Genomic DNA, 19,604 nt, shown 5'->3' with positions numbered 1-19,604 from the left:
AATGCTAAAAAACATCCCCCTCTCCGCCGCCATCGGCCTTGTCATCACTGGCACATACTTCCTCGCCGCACTCCTTGCACCACTCATCGCCCCCTACGGCATGGCCGAAACCGTAGGCGACGTTTGGGAACCCTCGTCTGCCGCCCATTGGCTCGGCACCGACCAGATCGGGCGCGACCTGCTCACGCGTATGATCTTCGGCGGGCAAACCACGATATTCATCGCCACCGCCGCCACGATCCTCAGCTTCACCACCGGATCGGTTCTGGGCTTCATGGCCGCCGTTTCGGGCGGCTGGGTGGACCAGGTCATGTCCCGCCTCGTCGACCTCTTCATGTCGATCCCGTCACTGATCCTCGCCCTCGTAATCCTCAGCTCAATCGAGGCAACAGTCGTCACCCTCATCGTCATCATGGGCCTGCTCGATTCTACACGCGTCTACCGCCTCGCCCGCGCGGTGGCTGTCGACATCTCCGTCATGGACTATGTCGAAGCGGCGCGCCTGCGCGGCGAAAAACTTGGCTGGATCATCTTCCGCGAAATCCTGCCAAACGCGCTCTCCCCGCTCGTCGCCGAAATGGGCCTGCGCTTTATCTTCATGGTGCTCTTCATTTCGACACTCAGTTTCCTAGGTATCGGAGTCCAACCCCCGCTCGCCGACTGGGGCGGTATCGTGAAAGAAAACAAGGAGGGGATCAACTTCGGCATCGGCGCCGCGCTCTACCCGGCGGTCGCCATCGCCACGCTGGCGATTAGCGTGAACCTCATCGCCGACTGGATCCTAAATCGCACCACCTCCCTCAAGGGAGGCCGCGGATGACCCAAACCCCATCTTTCTTCTGGCTGAAAATACTTCGGGGGTCCGGGGGCAGCGCCCCCGGGTGTATCCAACCATGACCACACCTCTCCTGAAAGTCCGCGGTCTCAAGATCGGCGCCACAATCTACCCGCCGGGGGAAAAACCCCACGACATCGACATCGTGCATGGCGTCGACTTCGACGTCGAACCCGGCAAGGTGCTGGGCCTCATCGGCGAATCCGGTGCGGGCAAATCCACCATCGGGCTCGCGACTATGGCCTACGGAAGGGGCGGAGTGACGCTCACGGGCGGCACGGTCGAGGTGAACGGCCGCGACGTGCGCCAGGCCCCGCTCAAGGACATCCGCAAACTGCGCGGCGCCGAGGTCACGTATGTCTCCCAATCCGCAGCCGCGTCGTTCAACCCCGCCAAGCAGATCATGGAACAGGTGATCGAAGCCGCCGTCGGCCAGGGCAAGTTCACCAAGGCGCAAGCCCAGAAACGCGCCGTAGAACTCTTCAAGAAACTCGGCTTGCCGAACCCCGACACAATCGGCAGCCGCTACCCCCACCAAGTCTCGGGCGGGCAACTGCAACGCTGCATGACGGCCCTCGCCCTCTGCCCCGAACCCGACCTCGTGGTCTTTGACGAACCCACAACAGCACTCGACGTCACGACCCAGATCGACGTGCTCAAGGCGATCAAGGACGCGATCCGCGACACCGGCGTCGCCGCCCTCTACATCACGCACGACCTTGCCGTGGTGGCGCAGGTCTCCGACCACATCATGGTGCTCAGGCACGGCAAGATGGTCGAATACGGCACCACCGACCAGATCATCAACGCCCCGCAGGAAAAATACACACAGGCGCTGGTCTCCGTCCGCTCCATTACGCACGAGGAAAAGCAACCCACCGCACCCATCCTGCGGGTCGAAAACATCACTGCCCGCTACAAGGGCACAAGTTTCGACGTCCTGCACAATGTCAGCGTTGACATCAGCCCCGGCCAGACACTTGCCGTTGTGGGCGAAAGCGGCTCCGGCAAATCCACCCTCGCCCGCGTCATCACCGGGCTCCTGCCGCCCACGGCGGGCAAGATCACCTTCGCCGGGCGCACGCTGACACCCGAGTTACCCTCCCGCAGCATCGAAGACCTGCGCGAGCTGCAAATGATCTACCAAATGGCCGACACCGCCATGAACCCGCGCCAGACGGTCGGCACGATCATCGGACGGCCACTGGAATTCTACTTCGGCCTTAAAGGCGCCGAAAAACAAAAACGCATCCAGGAGCTTCTGGACGAGATCGAACTGGGCACCGGCTTTCAGGACCGCTACCCGGCCGAGCTTTCGGGCGGGCAGAAACAACGCGTCTGCATCGCGCGGGCGCTGGCGGCAAAACCCAAACTGATCATCTGTGATGAGGTCACCTCCGCCCTCGACCCGCTCGTCGCGGACGGCATCCTCAAACTGCTGCTCAACCTGCAAAAGATCGAGGATGTGGCCTATCTCTTTATCACCCACGATCTCGCCACGGTCAAAGCGATCTCCGACAGCATCGCGGTGATGTACCAGGGCCGCGTCCAGCGCTATGGCACCAAATCCGAGGTGCTCACGCCCCCGTATGACGACTACACCGACCTGTTGCTCAGCTCAGTCCCAGAGATGAAGCTCGGCTGGCTGGAAGAGGTCATCGCCAACCGCAAGATGGAAAGCGCCGGGAACTGATTTCCCGCGACGGAACCCGACAGCACCTCCGTATCACTTCCATGTCCTGCAGATATGGAGCGACCGATGCGCAAACACGTCCTGCCCCCTCTGACCATCTTTGCGGCCATTTGGCTGCCGTCGCTTGCCGCGGCCCAAGAGGGTCAACTTGATTTTGCCAAACTGGCAGCCGGCCTGAACCTGACCGAAGAACAGGTCCAAAACTGCATTCCAGCCGACGCGGTCCCCGGCCAGCGGCTGTCGCGCGCTCAACGCGGCACCGTCATGGACTGTTTCAAAGCGGCGAACCCGGCGCTGACAAATGGCGACATCCGCAACGCCATGATGGCCCTGCGACCTTGAAGGGCCACTTGCGCGATTGAAAGATTGAGGGCCTGCGGAATTGGACCTACGCTCCCGTCAAAACTCACCGGGTTGCGGTCCAATGACAAACAAACTCCTGCTCATCATCCTCGACGGCGTGCCGTTGCGCAATTTCCGCCGCCTCTTTGGCAACCTCGAAGGCTGGGTGGACAGCGGCGACGCGCAAACATGGACGCACCGCAGCGTGATCCCGTCGATCTCCGCCTCCTGCTACGCCTCGATCCACACCGGAGTCACACCGGCGCAACATGGCTGCACCGGCAATGGCAACGTCTTTCGGCTGACACAGCCGGACGTCTTCGGACAGGTCCGCAAGGCGGGCGGAACCACAGGCGCCGTGGCGCATTCCTTCTGGTCCGAATTGTTCAACCGGCACCCTTTCGATTGTGTCCGAGACATCGAATATGACGAAACCGAAAGCGACACGATCAACCACGGGCGCTTTCATACGATGACGGGATACGGGCTGATCAACCAGATGACGCCCTCGGACGTGGACCTCTTCGGCACGCTCACCAACCTCTGCGCGCGCTTCGACCTGACCTACGGGATGCTGCACACCTGCACGCTCGACAGCATGGGGCACCGCTTTTTCCACGACTGCCAGGAGATGGATCACGCCTGTTTCGTCATGGACGAGATGCTCGCCCCTTTCATCCCCCGCTGGCGCGACATGGGGTACGAGGTGATCGTGACTGCCGATCACGGTCAGGACGACCGCGGCCATCACGGCGGGCGCGGCGCACTGCAACAGGACACCGCGCTCTACTATTTTGGCGATGCCACGGGACCTGATGCGGGCACAGTGATTGACCAGCTGCAACTGGCCCCGACCATACTAAACCGTCTGGGCGCTGACATCCCCGACACGATGCGGGGCGCTCCGTTCCTGTCCTGATCAGACCGCCGCTTTGTGCGCCGAAAACACTTCGGCCAACTGCGCCGCTTGCTGCACCCCTTGCACCCGGCGCTGCAACTCCCCCTGCCCGTCAAACAGCAGCAGGGTCACATTCGGCGCATTGAACCGGCGGGCAAAGGCCGCGCCCTCTGGCGTGTTGATATCCGCCACCAGATAGGCCATCCCGCAATCGTCAAAATCGCGCAGCGCGCGCCGCGTCTGTTTCTGAAGGGCGGTGCAGGTCGGACATTGCGGATCGTGAATCTGCACAATGGCCGGATCGCCCTGGCCGACGCGGGTCAGGTCATGCTCCGCCGCATAGGTCCGGAACGAACTCACACCCCAGAACCCACCGCCCAGCACCACGGCTGACGCAACCGCCCCGCCGCTTAGCAGCACCCGGCGCGAGACGGCTGGCAACGTGTCCGATGACGTTGTCACCGCTTTCACGCGCTTCCTGGATTTGGGCATGGGGATCTCTCACTGACAGTCTTTGGTGCCGTAAAGATACCCGACAAACGGGTGCGCCGCCGCTCACGTCTCTGTCATGTCAGAGTAAATATGACCGATCCGTTGACGCCACGCCGCACCGTTTGCCAACCTGCCAGTCGTTGCCAGATCGTGTGCGGCCCCAAGGGGGCCGAAATACGCGGAAGGCGCGACAGACTTCGCAGTTTCGCGCCTTCCCCGGTCTCACAGCGCGCCGCGCACGGTGCGCTACGGATTACTCGGCCGCCATTGCCTCCGACGCCATTTCCCAGGGCCGGACAAAATCGCCCAGAACCGTCTGGATCGCCGTCTCGCTCTCGCCACTGGCAGCCACCTGCGCCACCAACCCGCGCTTCTTGTCGTCCGTCACTGCGACCACCTGCGCCTTCAATCCGGCATCGGTCAATGCCGCATTGTAGATGCGCGTGATGGCTTCTTTGCGCAGGTCGGGCTTGAAGATTTTGCCAACAGCCGTCTTCGGCAATTCGCCCATGATGGTCATGTGCTTGGGCTGCGCCGCGCGCTCGTGCACATGTTCCTTGCAGAAGGCGATCAACTCGTCCGGCGTAACACTGGCCCCATCGACCAGCTCCACATAGGCGCATGGAATTTCACCAGAATGCTTGTCCGGTTGCCCGATGGCCCCGGCAAAGGCGACGGCTTCATGACCCAGCAGCGCCTCTTCGATCTCTGCGGGATCAATGTTGTGACCGCCGCGAATGATCAAATCCTTGGCGCGGCCGGTGATCCACAAATACCCATCCGCATCCCGGCGCCCCAGATCGCCCGTGCGCAGGAATTTCTCATTGTAGAACAAGTCCTTGTTCTTGTCCGCCTCGGTATACGTATTGCCGGGCCAGACGCCCGGATTACTGACACAAATCTCGCCAATCTCGTCCACACCCGCCTCGATCGGGCCTTCGGGGGTGCCTTTGTAAATCTTGACTTCGGTATAAGGGAACGGGATGCCGACGGACCCGATTTTCTTCTCTCCGTCGATCGGGTTGCCGGACACAAGGCAGGTTGCCTCGGTCATGCCGTACCCTTCGACAATCTCGACACCCGCGGCACTTTCATAGCGCCGGAACAGCTCTTGCGGCAGCGGTGCAGAACCCGAGAATGTGGATTTCACCGTGCTGATGTCAGCATCAATCCCACGCTGCATCATCGCGGCGATGGCCGTCGGAACAGACGCGATAAAGGTGATCTTCCAGCGCTCCGTCAGCTTCCAGATGTTGTCGAACACGCCCTCGCCCCGGTAGCCTTGCGGCGTGGGGAAGATGCAATGCGCGCCCGATGCAACAGCGCCCAGGAGCAGCACATGCGCGGCCATCACGTGGAAAAGTGGCAATGGCGCCAATATGTTATCTTCTGCGGTCAAGAGCGTCGTCGCCCCAACCCACCCATTGTAAACCATGCCGGAATACTTGTGCTGCGCCACCTTCGGCATGCCGGTGGTGCCGCCCGTGTGGAAGTAGCAGGCAACCCGATCTTCCTGCACGTCCTCGAATTGCAGGGTGGTCGGATGCTTGGCGCACTCCTCGTTGAAATTCAGGTAGGTAACGCCAGGCGCTTTCTCCATCTTGGGACGGATCAGCGGGATGATAAACGACTTCAGGCCCGACACGTGGCCCAGCAGATCGACCTCAAGCACGGTCTTGACGTTCGGCGCCAGCTTGACCGCCTCGGTCGTCTTCTGCGCCACGTCCGTCTTGGGAAACGCGCGCAACGTGATGACGGCCTTGGCGCCCGTCTCGCGCAGAATGGCGCCGATCTGTTCGGCATCCAGCAGCGGGTTGATCGGGTTCACGATCCCCGCCGTCGCACCGCCCAGAAGGGCCACGATGGTTTCGGTCGCGTTGGGCAGAACATAGGCCACCACATCTTTGGGCCCGATACCGTGCGTGCGCAGCATGTTGGCGCATTGCGCGGTCCGGCCCTGCAACTGGGTCCAGGTCAGCGTCTCTGCCTTGGACTTCGGGTCCGAGAATATCTGGAAACTGACTGCATTGTGGTTGGGAAACTTCTCAGCCGTGTCGCTCAGCATACCAAAGAGGGTTTTAGCGACATCGCGCTCTTCCCATGGCATTTCGTTTTCAATGGCATCGCGGTCCGCGAACCCGGCATATGTCATGGTCTTCCTCCCTGTAGCGCCATGTCTTTTTTCGTATGGGCGCAATGATCCCTCGCCCAACAAGATGCGGTGGATTGCCGCAATGTTCAAGCATTGCAAGGGACAAGCGTCCTGTCGGACGCCGCGTCAGATCAGGTGACCTTGGGTCAGAACAACCCGCCGCTGTCTACTCGGCGGCGACCCCATCGGTGAATTGCAAGCGCGCCAAACGCGCATAAAGCCCGTCCTCGGCGACCAGCTGGTGATGCGGCCCTTGGGCAACGATCCGGCCCTGATCCATCACGACAATGCGGTCGGCCATCTTCACCGTCGCCAGCCGGTGCGCCACGATCAATGTGGTGCGCCCCTGCGCCAGCGTATCCACCGCCTCTTGCACTGCACGCTCGCTTTCAGCATCCAGCGCGCTGGTCGCCTCATCCAGCAGCAAAACGGGCGCGTCACGCAGGATCGCACGGGCAATGGCGATGCGCTGCTTCTGCCCACCCGATAGCATCACACCACGCTCGCCCAAGGGGCTGTCATAGCCCTGCGGCAAGGCGCTGATGAACTCATGCGCCGCAGCGGCATGCGCGGCCGCCTGTATTTCGGCCTGCGTCGCACCGGGGCGACCAAAGGCGATGTTTTCAGCAGCTGATGCAGCAAAGATAATGGGATCCTGAGGGACGAGTGCAATGTGTTGGCGGAACGCCTCGCGCGCCATTTCGGCCACATTGACCCCGTCCAACCGCACGCGCCCGTCCTGCGGGTCATAGAACCGCAGAAGCATCTGAATAATGGTGGTTTTCCCGGCGCCGGACGGCCCAACGAAAGCCACTGTCTCACCGGGCTGGATATCAAGCGTCACGCCATCCAGCGCGTTGATGCCGGGCCGCGAGGGGTAGGCAAAGCGCACGTCTTCGAACTGGATATGGCCCCGAACCGGCGCAGGCAGCGCGGTAGGCGCGGCCACATCCTGCACCGCATCCTCGACCTGCAAAAGCTCTACCAGACGTTCTGTGGCGCCGGCGGCGCGCTGCAATTCCCCGATGATCTCGGACAGGGCGGCAACGCCACCCGCCACCATCACGGCATAGATGACAAACTGGATCAGCGCCCCCATTGTCATCACGTCCGACCGCACGTCGTTCGCTCCGATCCACAGGACGCCGACAATACCAACAAACACAAGAAAGATCACAATGGCCGTCATCAGGGCCCGAACGGCGATACGCCGACGGGCAGAGCCAAAACTCAGCTCGGTCACATCCGAAAACATCGCCCGGCTCGTGGTCTCATGGGTGAACGCCTGCACGGTCTGCACCGCGCTCAGCTGCTCCGACGCGCTCCCGGACGACGCGGCGATCCAGTCCTGATTCTCACGGCTCAGCACCCGCAAACGGCGCCCCAAAACAAGGATTGGCACGATGACGGCCGGAACGATCAACAGCACAAGACCGGTCAGCTTGGCCGAGGTCAGCAGCATCAGGATCAACCCGCCCACAAAGATCAGCACGTTGCGCAGCGCGATCGAGATGGACGAGCCGATGACGCTCAGGATCAGCGTCGTGTCGGTGGTGATCCGGCTGAGCACCTCGCCCGTCATGATGTTTTCATAGAAACTGGGCGACATCCCGATCACACGGTCAAACACCGCCTTGCGGATGTCTGCCACAACCCGTTCCCCCAGCCGCGTCACCAGCATATAGCGGACCGCCGTGCCAATGGCCAAAAGACCCGCAATGCCGATGGCTGCCAGAAAATAGAGGTCGAGGATTTCGGACTCGGCCGTATTGAAATTGTCCACCACACGCCGCACGGCCAAAGGCAGCGTCAGCGACACGATGGCCGTCGATACAAGGGCCGCGATGGCCGCGCACATCAGCTTCCAATAAGGAAGGACAAAGGGCCAAAGGGCGCGCAAGGCACCGATCTGCTTGGATTTTTCGCGCTCTTCCGTGCCCGGATTGGGCGGTGCGGCGGCGGTCGTCTGGTCGGCCATGCGGTCTCCGGCAACTTTTGCACCCCGCACATGCCCGTACCGGTGCTGTCAGGTCAAGTGGACAGGGCGGCGCATGGGAAAGGTTTGGAGCGGGCGGCGGGAATCGAACCCGCGTCATTAGCTTGGAAGGCTAAGGTCTTACCACTACACAACGCCCGCGGCTCCGCTGCATCAGATATGACAAGGGCCGGGGCGGGTCAAGCCGCCCCTTGGCCCATCGTTCAGTGATCCAGCTTCACCCAGGCCGCATTCCGGGCCGAGGATTTCACGCAGGCCGAGACGAACTGCACGCCCTTCAATCCATCATGCACAGTCGGGTACAGCACATCCGCAGGCGCGTCCTGCCCTGCCTTGGCCGCCATGATCGCATCCGCCGCCTCGGTGTAGACGTTGGCAAAGCCCTCAAGATACCCCTCCGGATGGCCCGGTGGAATGCGCGACACTCGGGCGGCAGCATCGCCTGCCCCCGCCCCGTTGCGGGTGATCAGGCGTTTGGGTTCGCCGAACGGCGTGTGCCACAGGTAGTTCGGGTCCTCCTGCGCCCACTCCAGTCCGCCCTTGTCGCCATAGATGCGGATGCGCAGCGCATTCTCATTGCCCGGCGCCACCTGGCTGCACCACAGCATTCCCTTGGCACCACCTTCAAAGCGCAGCATGACGTGGCCGTTGTCATCCACCTGCCGCCCCGGCACAAAAGCTGTCAGATCCGCAGCAAGGCTCTCCACTTCAAGCCCGGTGATGAAGCAGGCCAGATTGAAGGCATGCGTGCCGATATCGCCCGTCGATCCACCCGCACCCGAGCGCGCCGGATCGGTGCGCCATTCAGCCTGCTTAAAGTCCTGCTCAACCGTCAGCCAGTCCTGGGGATACTCCACCTGCACCACGCGAATGGTGCCGATGTCGCCGTTTGCCACCATCTCCCGCGCCTGACGCACCATCGGATAGCCGGTGTAGTTGTGGGTCAGGATAAACAGCGCATCACTGTCCTCTGCCGCCTTCACCAGCTTCTTGGCGTCCGCGAGAGTCGAGGTCAGCGGCTTGTCGCAGATGACATGAATGCCGCGCTTCAGAAACTCGCGCGCCGCCGCATAATGCACGTGGTTGGGGGTCACGATGATGACGGCGTCAATCCCATCCTTCCGCCGCGCCTCGCGCTGCGCCATCTGCTTGAAGTCGTCATAGATGCGCGGCAGGCCCAAAGCCGCCCCACTGGCTTGCGACTTCTCGGGTGTCGAGCTAAGCGCGCCCGCCACCAACTCGAAACGATCATCAATACGGCTCGCAATACGGTGCACGCCACCGATAAAGGCGTCGTTGCCGCCGCCCACCATGCCCAGTCTAATTCGGCTCATCTCATCCTCCCGGTCAGCATAATTGCGCGACCGCCCCTCTTCTCTGGTTCAAAAAATCCTCCCCGAAGGGCCGATCTGCCAAATGCGCCAACGCTAGCCCTCGATGCCCAGCATCTTGCGATTGGCCGCCTCGTCCGTCCCGCCATCGGCAAAATCATCAAAGGCCCGCTGGGTCACGCGAATGATGTGATCCTTGACGAATTGCGCGCCTTCGCGTGCGCCGTCTTCGGGGTGCTTTAGGCAGCATTCCCATTCCACCACGGCCCATCCATCAAAATCATTGGCCGCCATTTTCGAGAACACCGCCCCGAAATCCACTTGCCCGTCGCCAAGCGACCGGAAGCGACCCGCGCGATCCACCCAGCTTTGATAGCCGGAGTAGACCCCCTGCCGCCCCGTCGGATTGAACTCGGCGTCCTTGACGTGGAACATGCGGATACGATCCTTGTAGATGTCAATATTATCAATGTAATCAAGGCATTGCAGCACGTAGTGGCTGGGATCATAGAGCATGTTGCAGCGCGGGTGGTTGTCCAGCCGCTCAAGGAACATCTCGAAGGTCACGCCGTCATGCAGGTCCTCGCCCGGATGGATCTCATAGCAGACATCGACGCCCATATCCTCGGCATGATCCAGGATCGGGCGCCAGCGCGCCGCCAACTCGTCAAACGCCGTCTCGATAAGGCCCGCAGGACGCTGCGGCCACGGATAAATGTAAGGCCACGCCAAGGCGCCAGAGAAGGTCGCATGCGCCTTGATCCCCATGCGGGACGAGGCAGACAGGGCGTATTTGACCTGCTCCACCGCCCATGCCTGACGCGCCTTGGGATTGCCGCGCACCTCTTCGGCTGCAAACCCGTCAAAGGCGGTATCGTATGCGGGATGCACGGCCACAAGTTGACCTTGCAGGTGGGTCGACAGTTCAGTCACCTCGACCCCGTTCTCACGCGCCTGCCCCATGAACTCATCGCAATAGTCCTGCGAGCCGGCGGCCGTCATCACGTCAAAAAGCCGTCCGTCCCAGCTGGGGACCTGCACGCCCTTGTAGCCGCACTCAGCTGCCCATTTGGTGATCGCGTCCCACGAATTGAACGGCGCTTCATCGCCTGCGAACTGCGCCAGAAACAGCGCGGGGCCCTTGATGGTTTTCATGATGTCTCCTCCCTCCATGCCGCTACGGCGACGGCATGTTTTCCTTCAGATAAATGTCGATACGAATGCGTTCCTGCGTATGGTCAATGGGTTGCCTGTCGGCGGTGGCTTTCATCAGCCGAACAGCCGACCGCACCAGATGGCCCGTGTCCTGCGAAATGATGGCATCAAACACGTCCCGCTCCAAGGCCGTCCGCGAGGTCGGTGTCAGCTCGTGCGCGATGACCACAAGACCGGGCTGGGGATTGTCACTTAGATACTGGATCAACCCCGGGTTGCCTGCCGCAGACGAGTAGATGCCGCAGAGGTCTGGATAGGACGCGAATACATCGGGCAGCATGTTGCGGATCAAATCTGGATCATCCCGCCCCTCGATACTTGCAACCACATCAAGGTCCTGAAACCGGTCCGACATGACCGCATCAAAGCCCTTGCGCCGTTCCAAGTGGTCACGCGCCAGACGCGAGCCCGTGATGACCAGCACCCGCCCGCCCCGCTTGGCAAAACGCCCCATGAGATGGGCCGCTGTCCGGCCTGCGGCCACGTTGTCAACGCCGATGAAGTGGTCGCGGTCCGAGCTGGGCAAATCCGCGACAAGAGCGACAACCACGATCCCGCGCGCCCGTGCCCGTTTCACCGCATCCCGCACCGATGGCGTTTCAGGCCCAAAGACGGCAACCCCATCGGTGCGCGTGGCGTCCACGTGATCCAGCGCCTGCACGATCGCCTGCGGATCAAACGGGGGCACACGCACAGTGTCCAATGTCGTGCGCTGGTGCCGCAGCTTCGCCCCCTGTTCGGTCACATGCGCATCCAGCGCCACGACGAACTCATTTGCCGTGTCAGGCAGGATAAAGAGCAGGTTGTAAACCCGCCCACGCGCCAGGTTGGCGGCCGCCGTGTCACGGACATAGCCCAGATCGGCGATCGCCTTATTCACCTTTTCTATGGTCACGGACCGCACGCCGGGGCGCGCGTTCAGGACACGGTCGACCGTCGCCAGCGACACGCCCGCCACGCGGGCGATGTCGTTGACGGTGGGCTTGAGACCGCTTTTCGTGTCCTGTTTGTTCAACCGAGCCTATCCCTTCATGGCCTGTGCCAACCCCTCGAACACCAGCGCCACCGCCTCCGCCCCCGGATCGTTGTGGCCCTTGAGGTTTTCGGAGGGGACATATGCCGCCCGGCCCGCCTTTGCACGGTGAATATGCGCTGTGCTGTCTGCCCCTTGCCGCGCCGCAGTGGCGGATGCATCAATCCCGTCCGACAATGCCTGCAAAGCAGGCGCCAACGCGTCGATCATCGTCCGGTCGCCCACCTTGGCGCCGCCGACATCGCTGACCCGCTTCAGGCCCTCCGCCAGCGCCTTGTGCACCGGTGCGCCACCCGCGCAAGCATCACCCGCCGCGTTGAAGTAGATCGCCAGGATCACGCCGGACGACCCCCCCATGGTCTGGCTCAACTCATTGCCAAGTGCCGGGAAAAGCTGCGTCAGGTCGGCGAGCGGCATCGCGTCCAACCTGTCCTTGAGGGCCCGCGCCGCCGTCGCGAGCGTGCTGCCCGTATCGCCATCGCCGGACTTGGCGTCCAATGCGTTCAAATCGTCTTCGGCAGAGATCAGCACGTCCGCCACTTGCGCGATCGTCGCACCCGTCTGGGCATTGGCAGACGGAATTGGTTCGATGGGCGTCAATCCGTCGGGCAAAGCAGTAACCGGCACGTCCACAATGCCCTGCAGACCGGGCCATGCCGCCATGGGCACTGGGGCCGCAAGCGCATCAAGGTCGTCCGCAGCAACGGGCAGGATTGAGACCGAGAAACCGTGCATATCCAGCGAGGTCATCATTGGCGCGGGGCCGATCACGTGACTGGCAATCCCCGACTGGGCCAGACCGTGACTGAGCACCGACATCTCGAGCGGTGTGGTCGAGCCAAGATTGTTCACAAGCGCGACACAGGGCCCTTGTTTGCTGTGTTCAGCGAGCTTGTCGAGCACCATGTTCATCGCTTGGGACGCGCCCGCGAAATCCACCTGTTCGACGCCCGGTTCCCCGTGAATACCGAGGCCAAGCTCAGCCTTGCCAGCGGGGATCCGGTTCTCTTTCGGCGAGCCGGGAACGGTGCACGTATCAAGGCTGGTGCCGATGGAAACGACGCTGGCGATGACCCTGCGGGCGGCCTCTGCCACGTCCTCCAGCGGTTTGCCCGCCTCGGCCATGGCGCCGGCGATCTTGTGCACGAAGAGCGTGCCCGCCACACCGCGCGGTTGCGGCAGGTCGGGCAGCGCGATGTCGTCATCGACAACCACCATCTCGACCTTGCGGCCCAGTGCCCGCGCCCGTTCGGCGGCAAGGCCGAAGTTCAGACGGTCGCCGGTGTAGTTCTTGACGATCAGCAGGCAGCCTGCCTCTCCCGTGACCGCCAGAATGCCAGCCAGGACCGCCTCGACCGAGGGGGAGGCGAACACTTCGCCACAAACTGCGGCCGTCAACATGCCGGGGCCCACGAAACCTGCATGCGCAGGTTCGTGACCCGACCCGCCGCCGGAGATCAGCGCGACGCGGTCGCGCACCCAATCGGCGCGGTAGACGACCTTGATATGCGGATACCCATCCAGCCGCGTCAGCGCGCCGCCGGAACACGCGAGCAGACCGTCGATGGCCTCTTTGACCAGATCCTCTTTCGCATTGACGAATTGTGCCATGTGCTTGTCCTTTCTCAGGTGATCCGTGCGCCTGCCGCGTCAAAGAAAACGGGGTTTTCCGGTGCGATTTGAATGGTTTCGCCCGGGCTGAGGCTGGTGTGCGGATCGGTCAGGGTGATCACATCGTGATTGGCCACTTTCAGGTGCAGACGCGTCTGATCGCCAAGCCGTTCAACACGCACGACCTGTGCGTCGCGCCCCGTTCCGTGGCGGATGTTTTCGGGCCGCAGCCCTACCTGATGCGCGTCTGCCGGGGCGTTTTCACCCAGCAGCCCCACAGGCAGCAGGTTGATCCGCGGTTGTCCCAGACGTGCCGCGACATAGGCTGTGCGCGGGTTTTCATAGATGTCGCGCGGGGTGCCGAACTGCACCATCCGCCCCTCGTCCAGCACGCCCACATGGGTGGCCATGGTCATCGCTTCGATCTGGTCGTGGGTCACGTAGAGCAGCGTGGCAGCCAGTTCGGCGTGGATGCGTTTCAGCTCGATCCGGAGGTCGGCGCGCAGCTTTGCGTCGAGCGAACTGAGCGGTTCGTCCATGAGGTAGACCTGCGGGTCGCGCACCAGCGCACGACCGATGGACACGCGCTGCATCTCGCCCCCAGACAATTCGGTCGCCTTGTTGTCGAGCTTATGTGGAATGTGAAGAACCTCCGCCACCTCTTTGACTTTGCGTGTAATTTCATGCTCGGGAGTCTTGAGGATGGGGGAGCGTAGAGGGAAGGCCAGGTTGTCGCGAACGGACATGTGCGGGTAAAGCGAATACTGTTGGAACACCATCGCCACGTCGCGCTGTGCGGGGGTCAGATTGGTCACGGAGGTGCCGCCGATCTTGATGTCCCCGGTGTCGGGCTTTTCCAGTCCGGCGATCAGGCGCAGGGTCGTGGTCTTGCCCGCCCCGGTGGGGCCAAGCAGGACGACGAAGGCGCCGTCGGGAATGGTCAGGTCCATGTCGATGATGGCCTGCGTGGTTTTGAAAGATTTTGAAACCCCGGTCAGTTGTACCTCAGCCATGGGCCAGCACTCCTTCGTTCAGTTCCGAGCGCAGGGCGTGGCCAGTGGCCTTGTCGAACAGGGTTATCGTTTTGCTGTTGAAGCCAAGGCCCACCGTCTCGCCCACCGTGGCGGGCTGGTCGGAGGCGATGCGCGCCTTGACCTCTCCGTTGGGCGTGTCGAGCGTGATGATCTGGGTCGTGCCGAGGTATTCGGTGGCCAGCACTTTGCCTCGGTAGGCGCCGTTGTCGGAGAGGTGGATGTGTTCGGGGCGGACGCCGAAGACGAGGTCTCCGGCTGCGCCCTCGCGCAGGGTCGGCACGCTCATTGTCTGATCGGCAAGCGTGACCAACCCTTCGCCGTTCGCGATTTTTCCGTTGAAATTCAGGAAGTTCATGGAGGGGGAGCCGATGAAATCCGCCACGAACATGGTGGCGGGCATGTCGTAGATGTCCTGCGGCTTGCCGAATTGTTCGACGACGGCGTTGTTCATCACGACGATCTTGTCGCCCATCTGCATGGCTTCGAGCTGGTCGTGGGTGACATAGACAGTGGTGGCGCCCATGCGGTCGTGCAGGGCGCGGAGTTCCTCGGCCATGTGTTCGCGGAATTCGGCGTCGAGCGCGCCAAGGGGTTCGTCCATCATGAAGGCCTTGGGTTCGCGCACGATGGCGCGGCCAAGGGCCACGCGCTGGCGGTCGCCGCCCGACAGACCGCCCACGGGCTTCTTGAGGATGTCCTTGATCCCGAGGATCGTTGCGACCTCGTCCACCTTGGCCCGGACTTGGGCGCGTGGCATGCCCTGGCTGACCAGCGGATAGCTGAGATTCTTGTAGACGTTCATGTGAGGGTAGAGGGCGAACATCTGGAAAACAAAGGCAATATCCCGTTCGGAGGGTGGGCGCTGACCGATCTCTTCGCCGTCGAGATAGATCTCTCCGGAGGTGGGCAATTCGAGCCCTGCGATCATGCGCAAGGTGGTGGTTTTGCCGCAGCCCGAGGGGCCCAAAAGCATAAAGAATTCACCGTCTTCGATGGTAAAGCTCGACTCGCGCACGGCGACGAAATCGCCGAATTCCTTGCGGACGTTTTTGATGACAATCTCGGCCATTACTCACCTTCCGGGAAGTGGCTGACGACGATGAACATGACGGTGCCCACCAGTGTCGTGATGAAGGAATAGGTGAACGCCCAGAGCACGAAGGGTTGCATCAGCATGAAGACCCCCAGCGCGATGATGATGGTCGCCAGCGCCTCCCACGGGCCGCGGCGCAGGCGCATGAGACCGGTGAAGAACCCTTTCATGTCGGCACCTCATTCTGTCGAAAACCGGCATGCACATCCCGTGCACACCCTGTGCACAACCCGTACACCGCTGCGGTGCACCAAGATGTTGTGTCAGCGCATGGTGACATCATTTGCGGACCGCTCCGAATGTGATGCCGCGCAGCAGGTGTTTGCGCAGCAGGATGGTGAAGATCATCACGGGCAACAGGAAGATCGTGGCCCCCGCCGCAACCGCAGGCCAGTCGAGACCGCCGACGCCGATGATCGTTGGGATGAAGGGCGGTGCCGTCTGCGCCGTGGCCGAGGTCAGCAGCACGGCGAAGGCGTATTCGTTCCATGCGAAGATCAGGCAGAAGATGGCCGTCGATGCGATGCCGGTGGCGGCTTGAGGGAGCACCACTTTGTAGAACGCCTGGAACCGTGTGTAGCCGTCGATCAGGGCCGCCTCTTCGTACTCGCGCGGGATTTCGTCGATGAAGCCCTTGAGCAGCCAGACGGCAAGCGAGATGTTCACGGCCGTGTAGAGCAGGATCATGCCCAGATGCGTGTCCGACAGCCCGAGGTTGCGGTACATCAGGAAGATGGGGATCGCGACGGCGATGGGGGGCATCATCCGCGTGCTGAGGATGAAGAACAGGAGGTCGTCGGCCAGCGGGATTTTGAAGCGCGAGAACGCATAGGCCGCGAGGGTGCCGAGGAAGATGCTCAGGAACGTGGAGCCGAAGCCGATGATGACCGAGTTGAGGAACCGTTCGCCGAATTTCGAGGGGCCGACGATGACCATGTCGTAATCGCGCACGATCTCGTCCGCCCAGTTCTGCGGCGGGTTGGCATCCAGGAATTCCTGCGTCTGCCGTGTGCGGGTGGTAAAGAGGTTCACGTACCCTTCGAGCGTGGGTTCGAACACGACCTTGGGCGGGTAGCTGATGGCGTCGCTGGGCGATTTGAAGCCGGTGAGCATGATCCATGCCAGCGGGATCATCGTGATCAGCGCGTAGAGGATGACCAACGAGCCGGCGAACCATTTCGACCGTGTGCTGGGTTCGGTGACGGAATAGGCGCTCATGATCTGAGGTCCGTTTGGGGTGTCGGGGTTCGGAGGGGGGCTGTCTGCCCCCCGGTGCAGACGCACCTCCCCCCGACGGTTTTTCTGGCGAAATGAAGGATGGATCTGGTCATGCTCAGCGTTCCTTCACCTTGTTGAGGGCTTTGACGTAGATGCTGGCGAGGCCGAACACCGTCACGAAAAGAATGATGGCGTAGGCAGACGCGTAGCCGGTGCGCCATTTTTCGAACGCCTCGCGTTTGAGGTTGATGGATGTCAGTTCGGTGGTGGAGCCGGGGCCGCCGCCGGTGAGTTGCACGACGAGGTCGAACATCTTGAAGTTCTCGATCCCGCGGAAGAGGACCGCCAGCATCAGGAAGGGCAGCACCATTGGGATTGTGATGGTGAAGAATTGGCGGAGTTTGGAGGCGCGGTCGACCTCGGCCGCTTCGTAGATGTAGTCGGGGATGGAGCGGAGCCCGGCGAGGCAGATCAGCATCACGAAGGGCGTCCACATCCAGGTGTCCACGATCACGATGGACCACGGCGCCAGTTGGACGGAGCCGAGCATTTCGAAGCTGCTGGGGTCCTTGCCGGTGAAGAAGGCGACGATGTAGTTGAAGAGCCCGATTTGAGGCTGGTAGAGGAATTTCCAGAAGTTGCCGACCACCGCGGGCGACAGCATCATCGGCAGCACGATGATCGTGGTCCAGAGGTCGTTGCCCTTGAATTTCTTGTTGATGAGCCAGGCCAGCGTGAAGCCGATCAGCACCTGCAGCGCGATGGTCCAGAACAGGAAATGCGCGGTGGCCTGCATGTTCAGCCAGATGTCGCTGTCCGTGAGGATGCGTTCGTAGTTGCGTAGACCAATAAATTCCGGTTCGCGCGTCAGACGGTTGGCGCGGTAGTTGGTGAAGCTGAGCTGGATCGTCCAGATCAGCGGGAAGATGTTGATGGCCAGCAGCAGGAAGATCGTGGGTGCGACAAAGATCCAGGCGATTGCCCGGTCACTGAGCCCCTTGATCTTGCGCGCGACGCGGGGCGGCGTGGCCTTGGCGGCGCGGTCGGTGATGGTGTCTGTCATAGGGCTACCGCAAGGCAAAGAGGAAGGTGCGGTGCGCGGAGACCGCGCACCCGACGGATGGTGGTGTAGGGTGCGCATTCACTGCGCACCGCAGGTGGTTTAGAGCTTGCCTTCGTCTTCGAAGGTTTCGGTCCAGTCCTCGATCAGCTTGTCGAGTGCTTCCTGTGCCGTGCCCTGATCGGCGACCACGTAGTCGTGGATGCGCTTTTGCATGGCCAGCAGCAATTCGGCATAGGCCGGTTCCTGCCAGAAGTCCTGCACCGCGCCCATCGCTTCGAGGAAGTCACCGGCGAAGGGCGCGCTGTCCTTGAAGCCCGGATCGTTCAGGACCGAGTTGTGGGCCGAGTAGCCACCCAGTTCCCACCACTTGGCCTGCACGCCCGGATCGGCGAACCACTTGATGTATTCCAGGGCGGCGTCCTGCTTGTCGGAATAGGCGACCACGCTGATCCCCTGCCCGCCCAGGGTCGAGCCCGCCTGGTTTTGCGGTGGGTTCACGAAGAAGTCGATCTTGTCCCCGCCGGTGGCCGGGTCGGCGTAGAGGCCGGGGAAGAACGCGAACCAGTTCATCGCCATGGCGACCTGCCCGGATTTGAACGCGTCGAGCGACTCGCCCATGTAGGAGTTGGTGTAGCCCGGCGGCGTCGCGGTTTCGTAGAATTCCTTGTAGAACTCCAGTGCTTCGACCGCTTCGGGCGAGTTCACCGCCCCTTCCATGTCGTAGGCGCCGGGGGTGTTTTCGTATTTGAACCCCCAGGGATAGAGCGCGGATGTCACGCCCATTGTGATCCCTTCGGAGCCGCGTTCGGTGAAGATCGAGGCGCCATAGACCGTCTTGCCGTCGATCTCGCGGCCCTGGAAGAACTGGGCGATTTCAAGCAGTTCTTTCTGGCTTTGCGGCTCGCCCAGGTCGCGGCCTGTGGCCTCTTTGAAAGCGGCCTGGATGTCGGGGTCGGCAAACCAGTCGGCGCGGTAGAACCAGCCGTTGGCGTCGCCCATGGCGGGCAGCGCGTAGTAGTTGGGCGTGCCCTTCGGCCATGTGGAATAGGCGTAGACGGTCGCGGGGGCGAAGTCGTCCATGCTGATCCCTTCGGCATCGAAGAAGTCGTTCAGCTTGACGTAATGGCCGTTTTCGGCGCCGCCACCGATCCACTGGCTGTCGCCGATGAGCAGGTCGCACAGTTTGCCGCCCGAGTTCAGCTCGTTCAGCATCCGGTCGGCGAAGTTAGGCCAGGGGATAAACTCGAAGTTCATGGTGTGGCCGGACTGGGCCTCGAATTCCTTGCTGAGTTCTACCAAAGCGTTGGCCGGGTCCCAGGCGGCCCAGCACAGTGTCAAATCATCTGCCATGGCCATCGTCGGCACGCTCACAGACGTCATCAGGGCCGCACCTACGGCGGCTGAAGTCACTTTTTTCATATGATCCTCCCTATCGGTCCCGTGTTGGCGGTGACCTTGGGGAAACGCTATTTGAGGGGCGTACATCATGTCAACGGATTTTTGAGGTGCGTTCATCATTCTGGGATGTGAAACCCCGCAGAACATTGAGAGTAAAAGGCTTTTATTCGCCTTCCAGAGCAAGCAGATGGCAATGAGTA

Annotated in this window: 17 protein-coding genes and 1 tRNA gene; 4 read left to right on the top strand and 14 right to left on the bottom strand. The window is 61.9% G+C overall.

Annotated elements, in window-relative coordinates:
* Position 1 precedes the first annotated feature (1 nt).
* The 4 genes from BWR18_RS03845 to BWR18_RS03830 all read left to right on the top strand — a co-directional run bounded on the left by BWR18_RS03845 (position 2) and on the right by BWR18_RS03830 (position 3,789).
* Positions 2-820 carry an ABC transporter permease gene (locus BWR18_RS03845; protein ID WP_076626786.1) on the top strand — a complete coding sequence of 273 codons (819 nt, stop codon included), beginning with the start codon at positions 2-4 and terminating at the stop codon, positions 818-820.
* Positions 821-893: 73 nt separating this feature from the next.
* Positions 894-2,528, top strand: coding sequence for an ABC transporter ATP-binding protein (locus tag BWR18_RS03840; RefSeq protein ID WP_076626785.1), 1,635 nt, complete (start codon positions 894-896; stop codon positions 2,526-2,528).
* A 66-nt stretch (positions 2,529-2,594) separates the two neighbouring features.
* Positions 2,595-2,870 (top strand): hypothetical protein, encoded by a 276-nt coding sequence (locus BWR18_RS03835; RefSeq protein ID WP_076626784.1) that lies wholly within the window; start codon positions 2,595-2,597, stop codon positions 2,868-2,870.
* Positions 2,871-2,952: 82 nt separating this feature from the next.
* Positions 2,953-3,789: an alkaline phosphatase family protein gene (locus BWR18_RS03830; protein WP_076626783.1), complete on the top strand. Its 837-nt coding sequence runs from the start codon at positions 2,953-2,955 to the stop codon at positions 3,787-3,789.
* Here BWR18_RS03830 and BWR18_RS03825 read toward each other — a convergent pair whose 3' ends face one another.
* The 14 genes from BWR18_RS03825 to BWR18_RS03760 all read right to left on the bottom strand — a co-directional run bounded on the left by BWR18_RS03825 (position 3,790) and on the right by BWR18_RS03760 (position 19,425).
* Entirely contained in the window at positions 3,790-4,260 is a 471-nt protein-coding gene (locus BWR18_RS03825) for a thioredoxin family protein (RefSeq protein ID WP_076626782.1), read from the bottom strand.
* Between the two features lie 253 nt (positions 4,261-4,513).
* Positions 4,514-6,412 (bottom strand): acyl-CoA synthetase, encoded by a 1,899-nt coding sequence (locus tag BWR18_RS03820; protein WP_076626781.1) that lies wholly within the window; start codon positions 6,410-6,412, stop codon positions 4,514-4,516.
* 166 nt (positions 6,413-6,578) lie between these two features.
* Positions 6,579-8,390, bottom strand: coding sequence for an ABC transporter transmembrane domain-containing protein (locus BWR18_RS03815; RefSeq protein ID WP_076626780.1), 1,812 nt, complete (start codon positions 8,388-8,390; stop codon positions 6,579-6,581).
* An 85-nt stretch (positions 8,391-8,475) separates the two neighbouring features.
* A tRNA-Gly gene (locus BWR18_RS03810) sits at positions 8,476-8,549 on the bottom strand.
* A 62-nt stretch (positions 8,550-8,611) separates the two neighbouring features.
* Complete coding sequence (locus BWR18_RS03805) at positions 8,612-9,742, bottom strand: Gfo/Idh/MocA family protein (protein WP_076626779.1); 1,131 nt, start codon at positions 9,740-9,742, stop codon at positions 8,612-8,614.
* A 93-nt stretch (positions 9,743-9,835) separates the two neighbouring features.
* Complete coding sequence (locus tag BWR18_RS03800; protein WP_076630105.1) at positions 9,836-10,894, bottom strand: sugar phosphate isomerase/epimerase family protein; 1,059 nt, start codon at positions 10,892-10,894, stop codon at positions 9,836-9,838.
* A gap of 22 nt (positions 10,895-10,916) precedes the next feature.
* On the bottom strand, positions 10,917-11,969 hold the full coding sequence (locus BWR18_RS03795) for a LacI family DNA-binding transcriptional regulator (RefSeq protein ID WP_076626778.1): 1,053 nt from the start codon (positions 11,967-11,969) through the stop codon (positions 10,917-10,919).
* 6 nt (positions 11,970-11,975) lie between these two features.
* On the bottom strand, positions 11,976-13,598 hold the full coding sequence (locus BWR18_RS03790) for a dihydroxyacetone kinase subunit DhaK (protein ID WP_076626777.1): 1,623 nt from the start codon (positions 13,596-13,598) through the stop codon (positions 11,976-11,978).
* A gap of 14 nt (positions 13,599-13,612) precedes the next feature.
* Entirely contained in the window at positions 13,613-14,611 is a 999-nt protein-coding gene (locus BWR18_RS03785) for an ABC transporter ATP-binding protein (protein WP_076626776.1), read from the bottom strand.
* Complete coding sequence (locus BWR18_RS03780) at positions 14,604-15,701, bottom strand: ABC transporter ATP-binding protein (RefSeq protein WP_076626775.1); 1,098 nt, start codon at positions 15,699-15,701, stop codon at positions 14,604-14,606. Before BWR18_RS03780 ends, BWR18_RS03785 begins: the two co-directional genes overlap by 8 nt.
* Positions 15,701-15,895: a hypothetical protein gene (locus BWR18_RS03775; protein ID WP_076626774.1), complete on the bottom strand. Its 195-nt coding sequence runs from the start codon at positions 15,893-15,895 to the stop codon at positions 15,701-15,703. The genes BWR18_RS03780 and BWR18_RS03775 overlap by 1 nt, the downstream gene beginning before the upstream one ends.
* Before the next feature lie 109 nt (positions 15,896-16,004).
* Positions 16,005-16,943 carry a carbohydrate ABC transporter permease gene (locus BWR18_RS03770; RefSeq protein ID WP_076626773.1) on the bottom strand — a complete coding sequence of 313 codons (939 nt, stop codon included), beginning with the start codon at positions 16,941-16,943 and terminating at the stop codon, positions 16,005-16,007.
* 115 nt (positions 16,944-17,058) lie between these two features.
* Positions 17,059-18,006: a carbohydrate ABC transporter permease gene (locus BWR18_RS03765; RefSeq protein ID WP_076626772.1), complete on the bottom strand. Its 948-nt coding sequence runs from the start codon at positions 18,004-18,006 to the stop codon at positions 17,059-17,061.
* Positions 18,007-18,105: 99 nt separating this feature from the next.
* Positions 18,106-19,425: an ABC transporter substrate-binding protein gene (locus BWR18_RS03760; RefSeq protein WP_076626771.1), complete on the bottom strand. Its 1,320-nt coding sequence runs from the start codon at positions 19,423-19,425 to the stop codon at positions 18,106-18,108.
* Positions 19,426-19,604 lie beyond the last annotated feature (179 nt).

Origin of the sequence: Tateyamaria omphalii (assembly GCF_001969365.1) — a bacterium.
Lineage (GTDB): Bacteria > Pseudomonadota > Alphaproteobacteria > Rhodobacterales > Rhodobacteraceae > Tateyamaria > Tateyamaria omphalii_A.
This window is presented reverse-complemented; position numbering and strand designations above follow the sequence as displayed.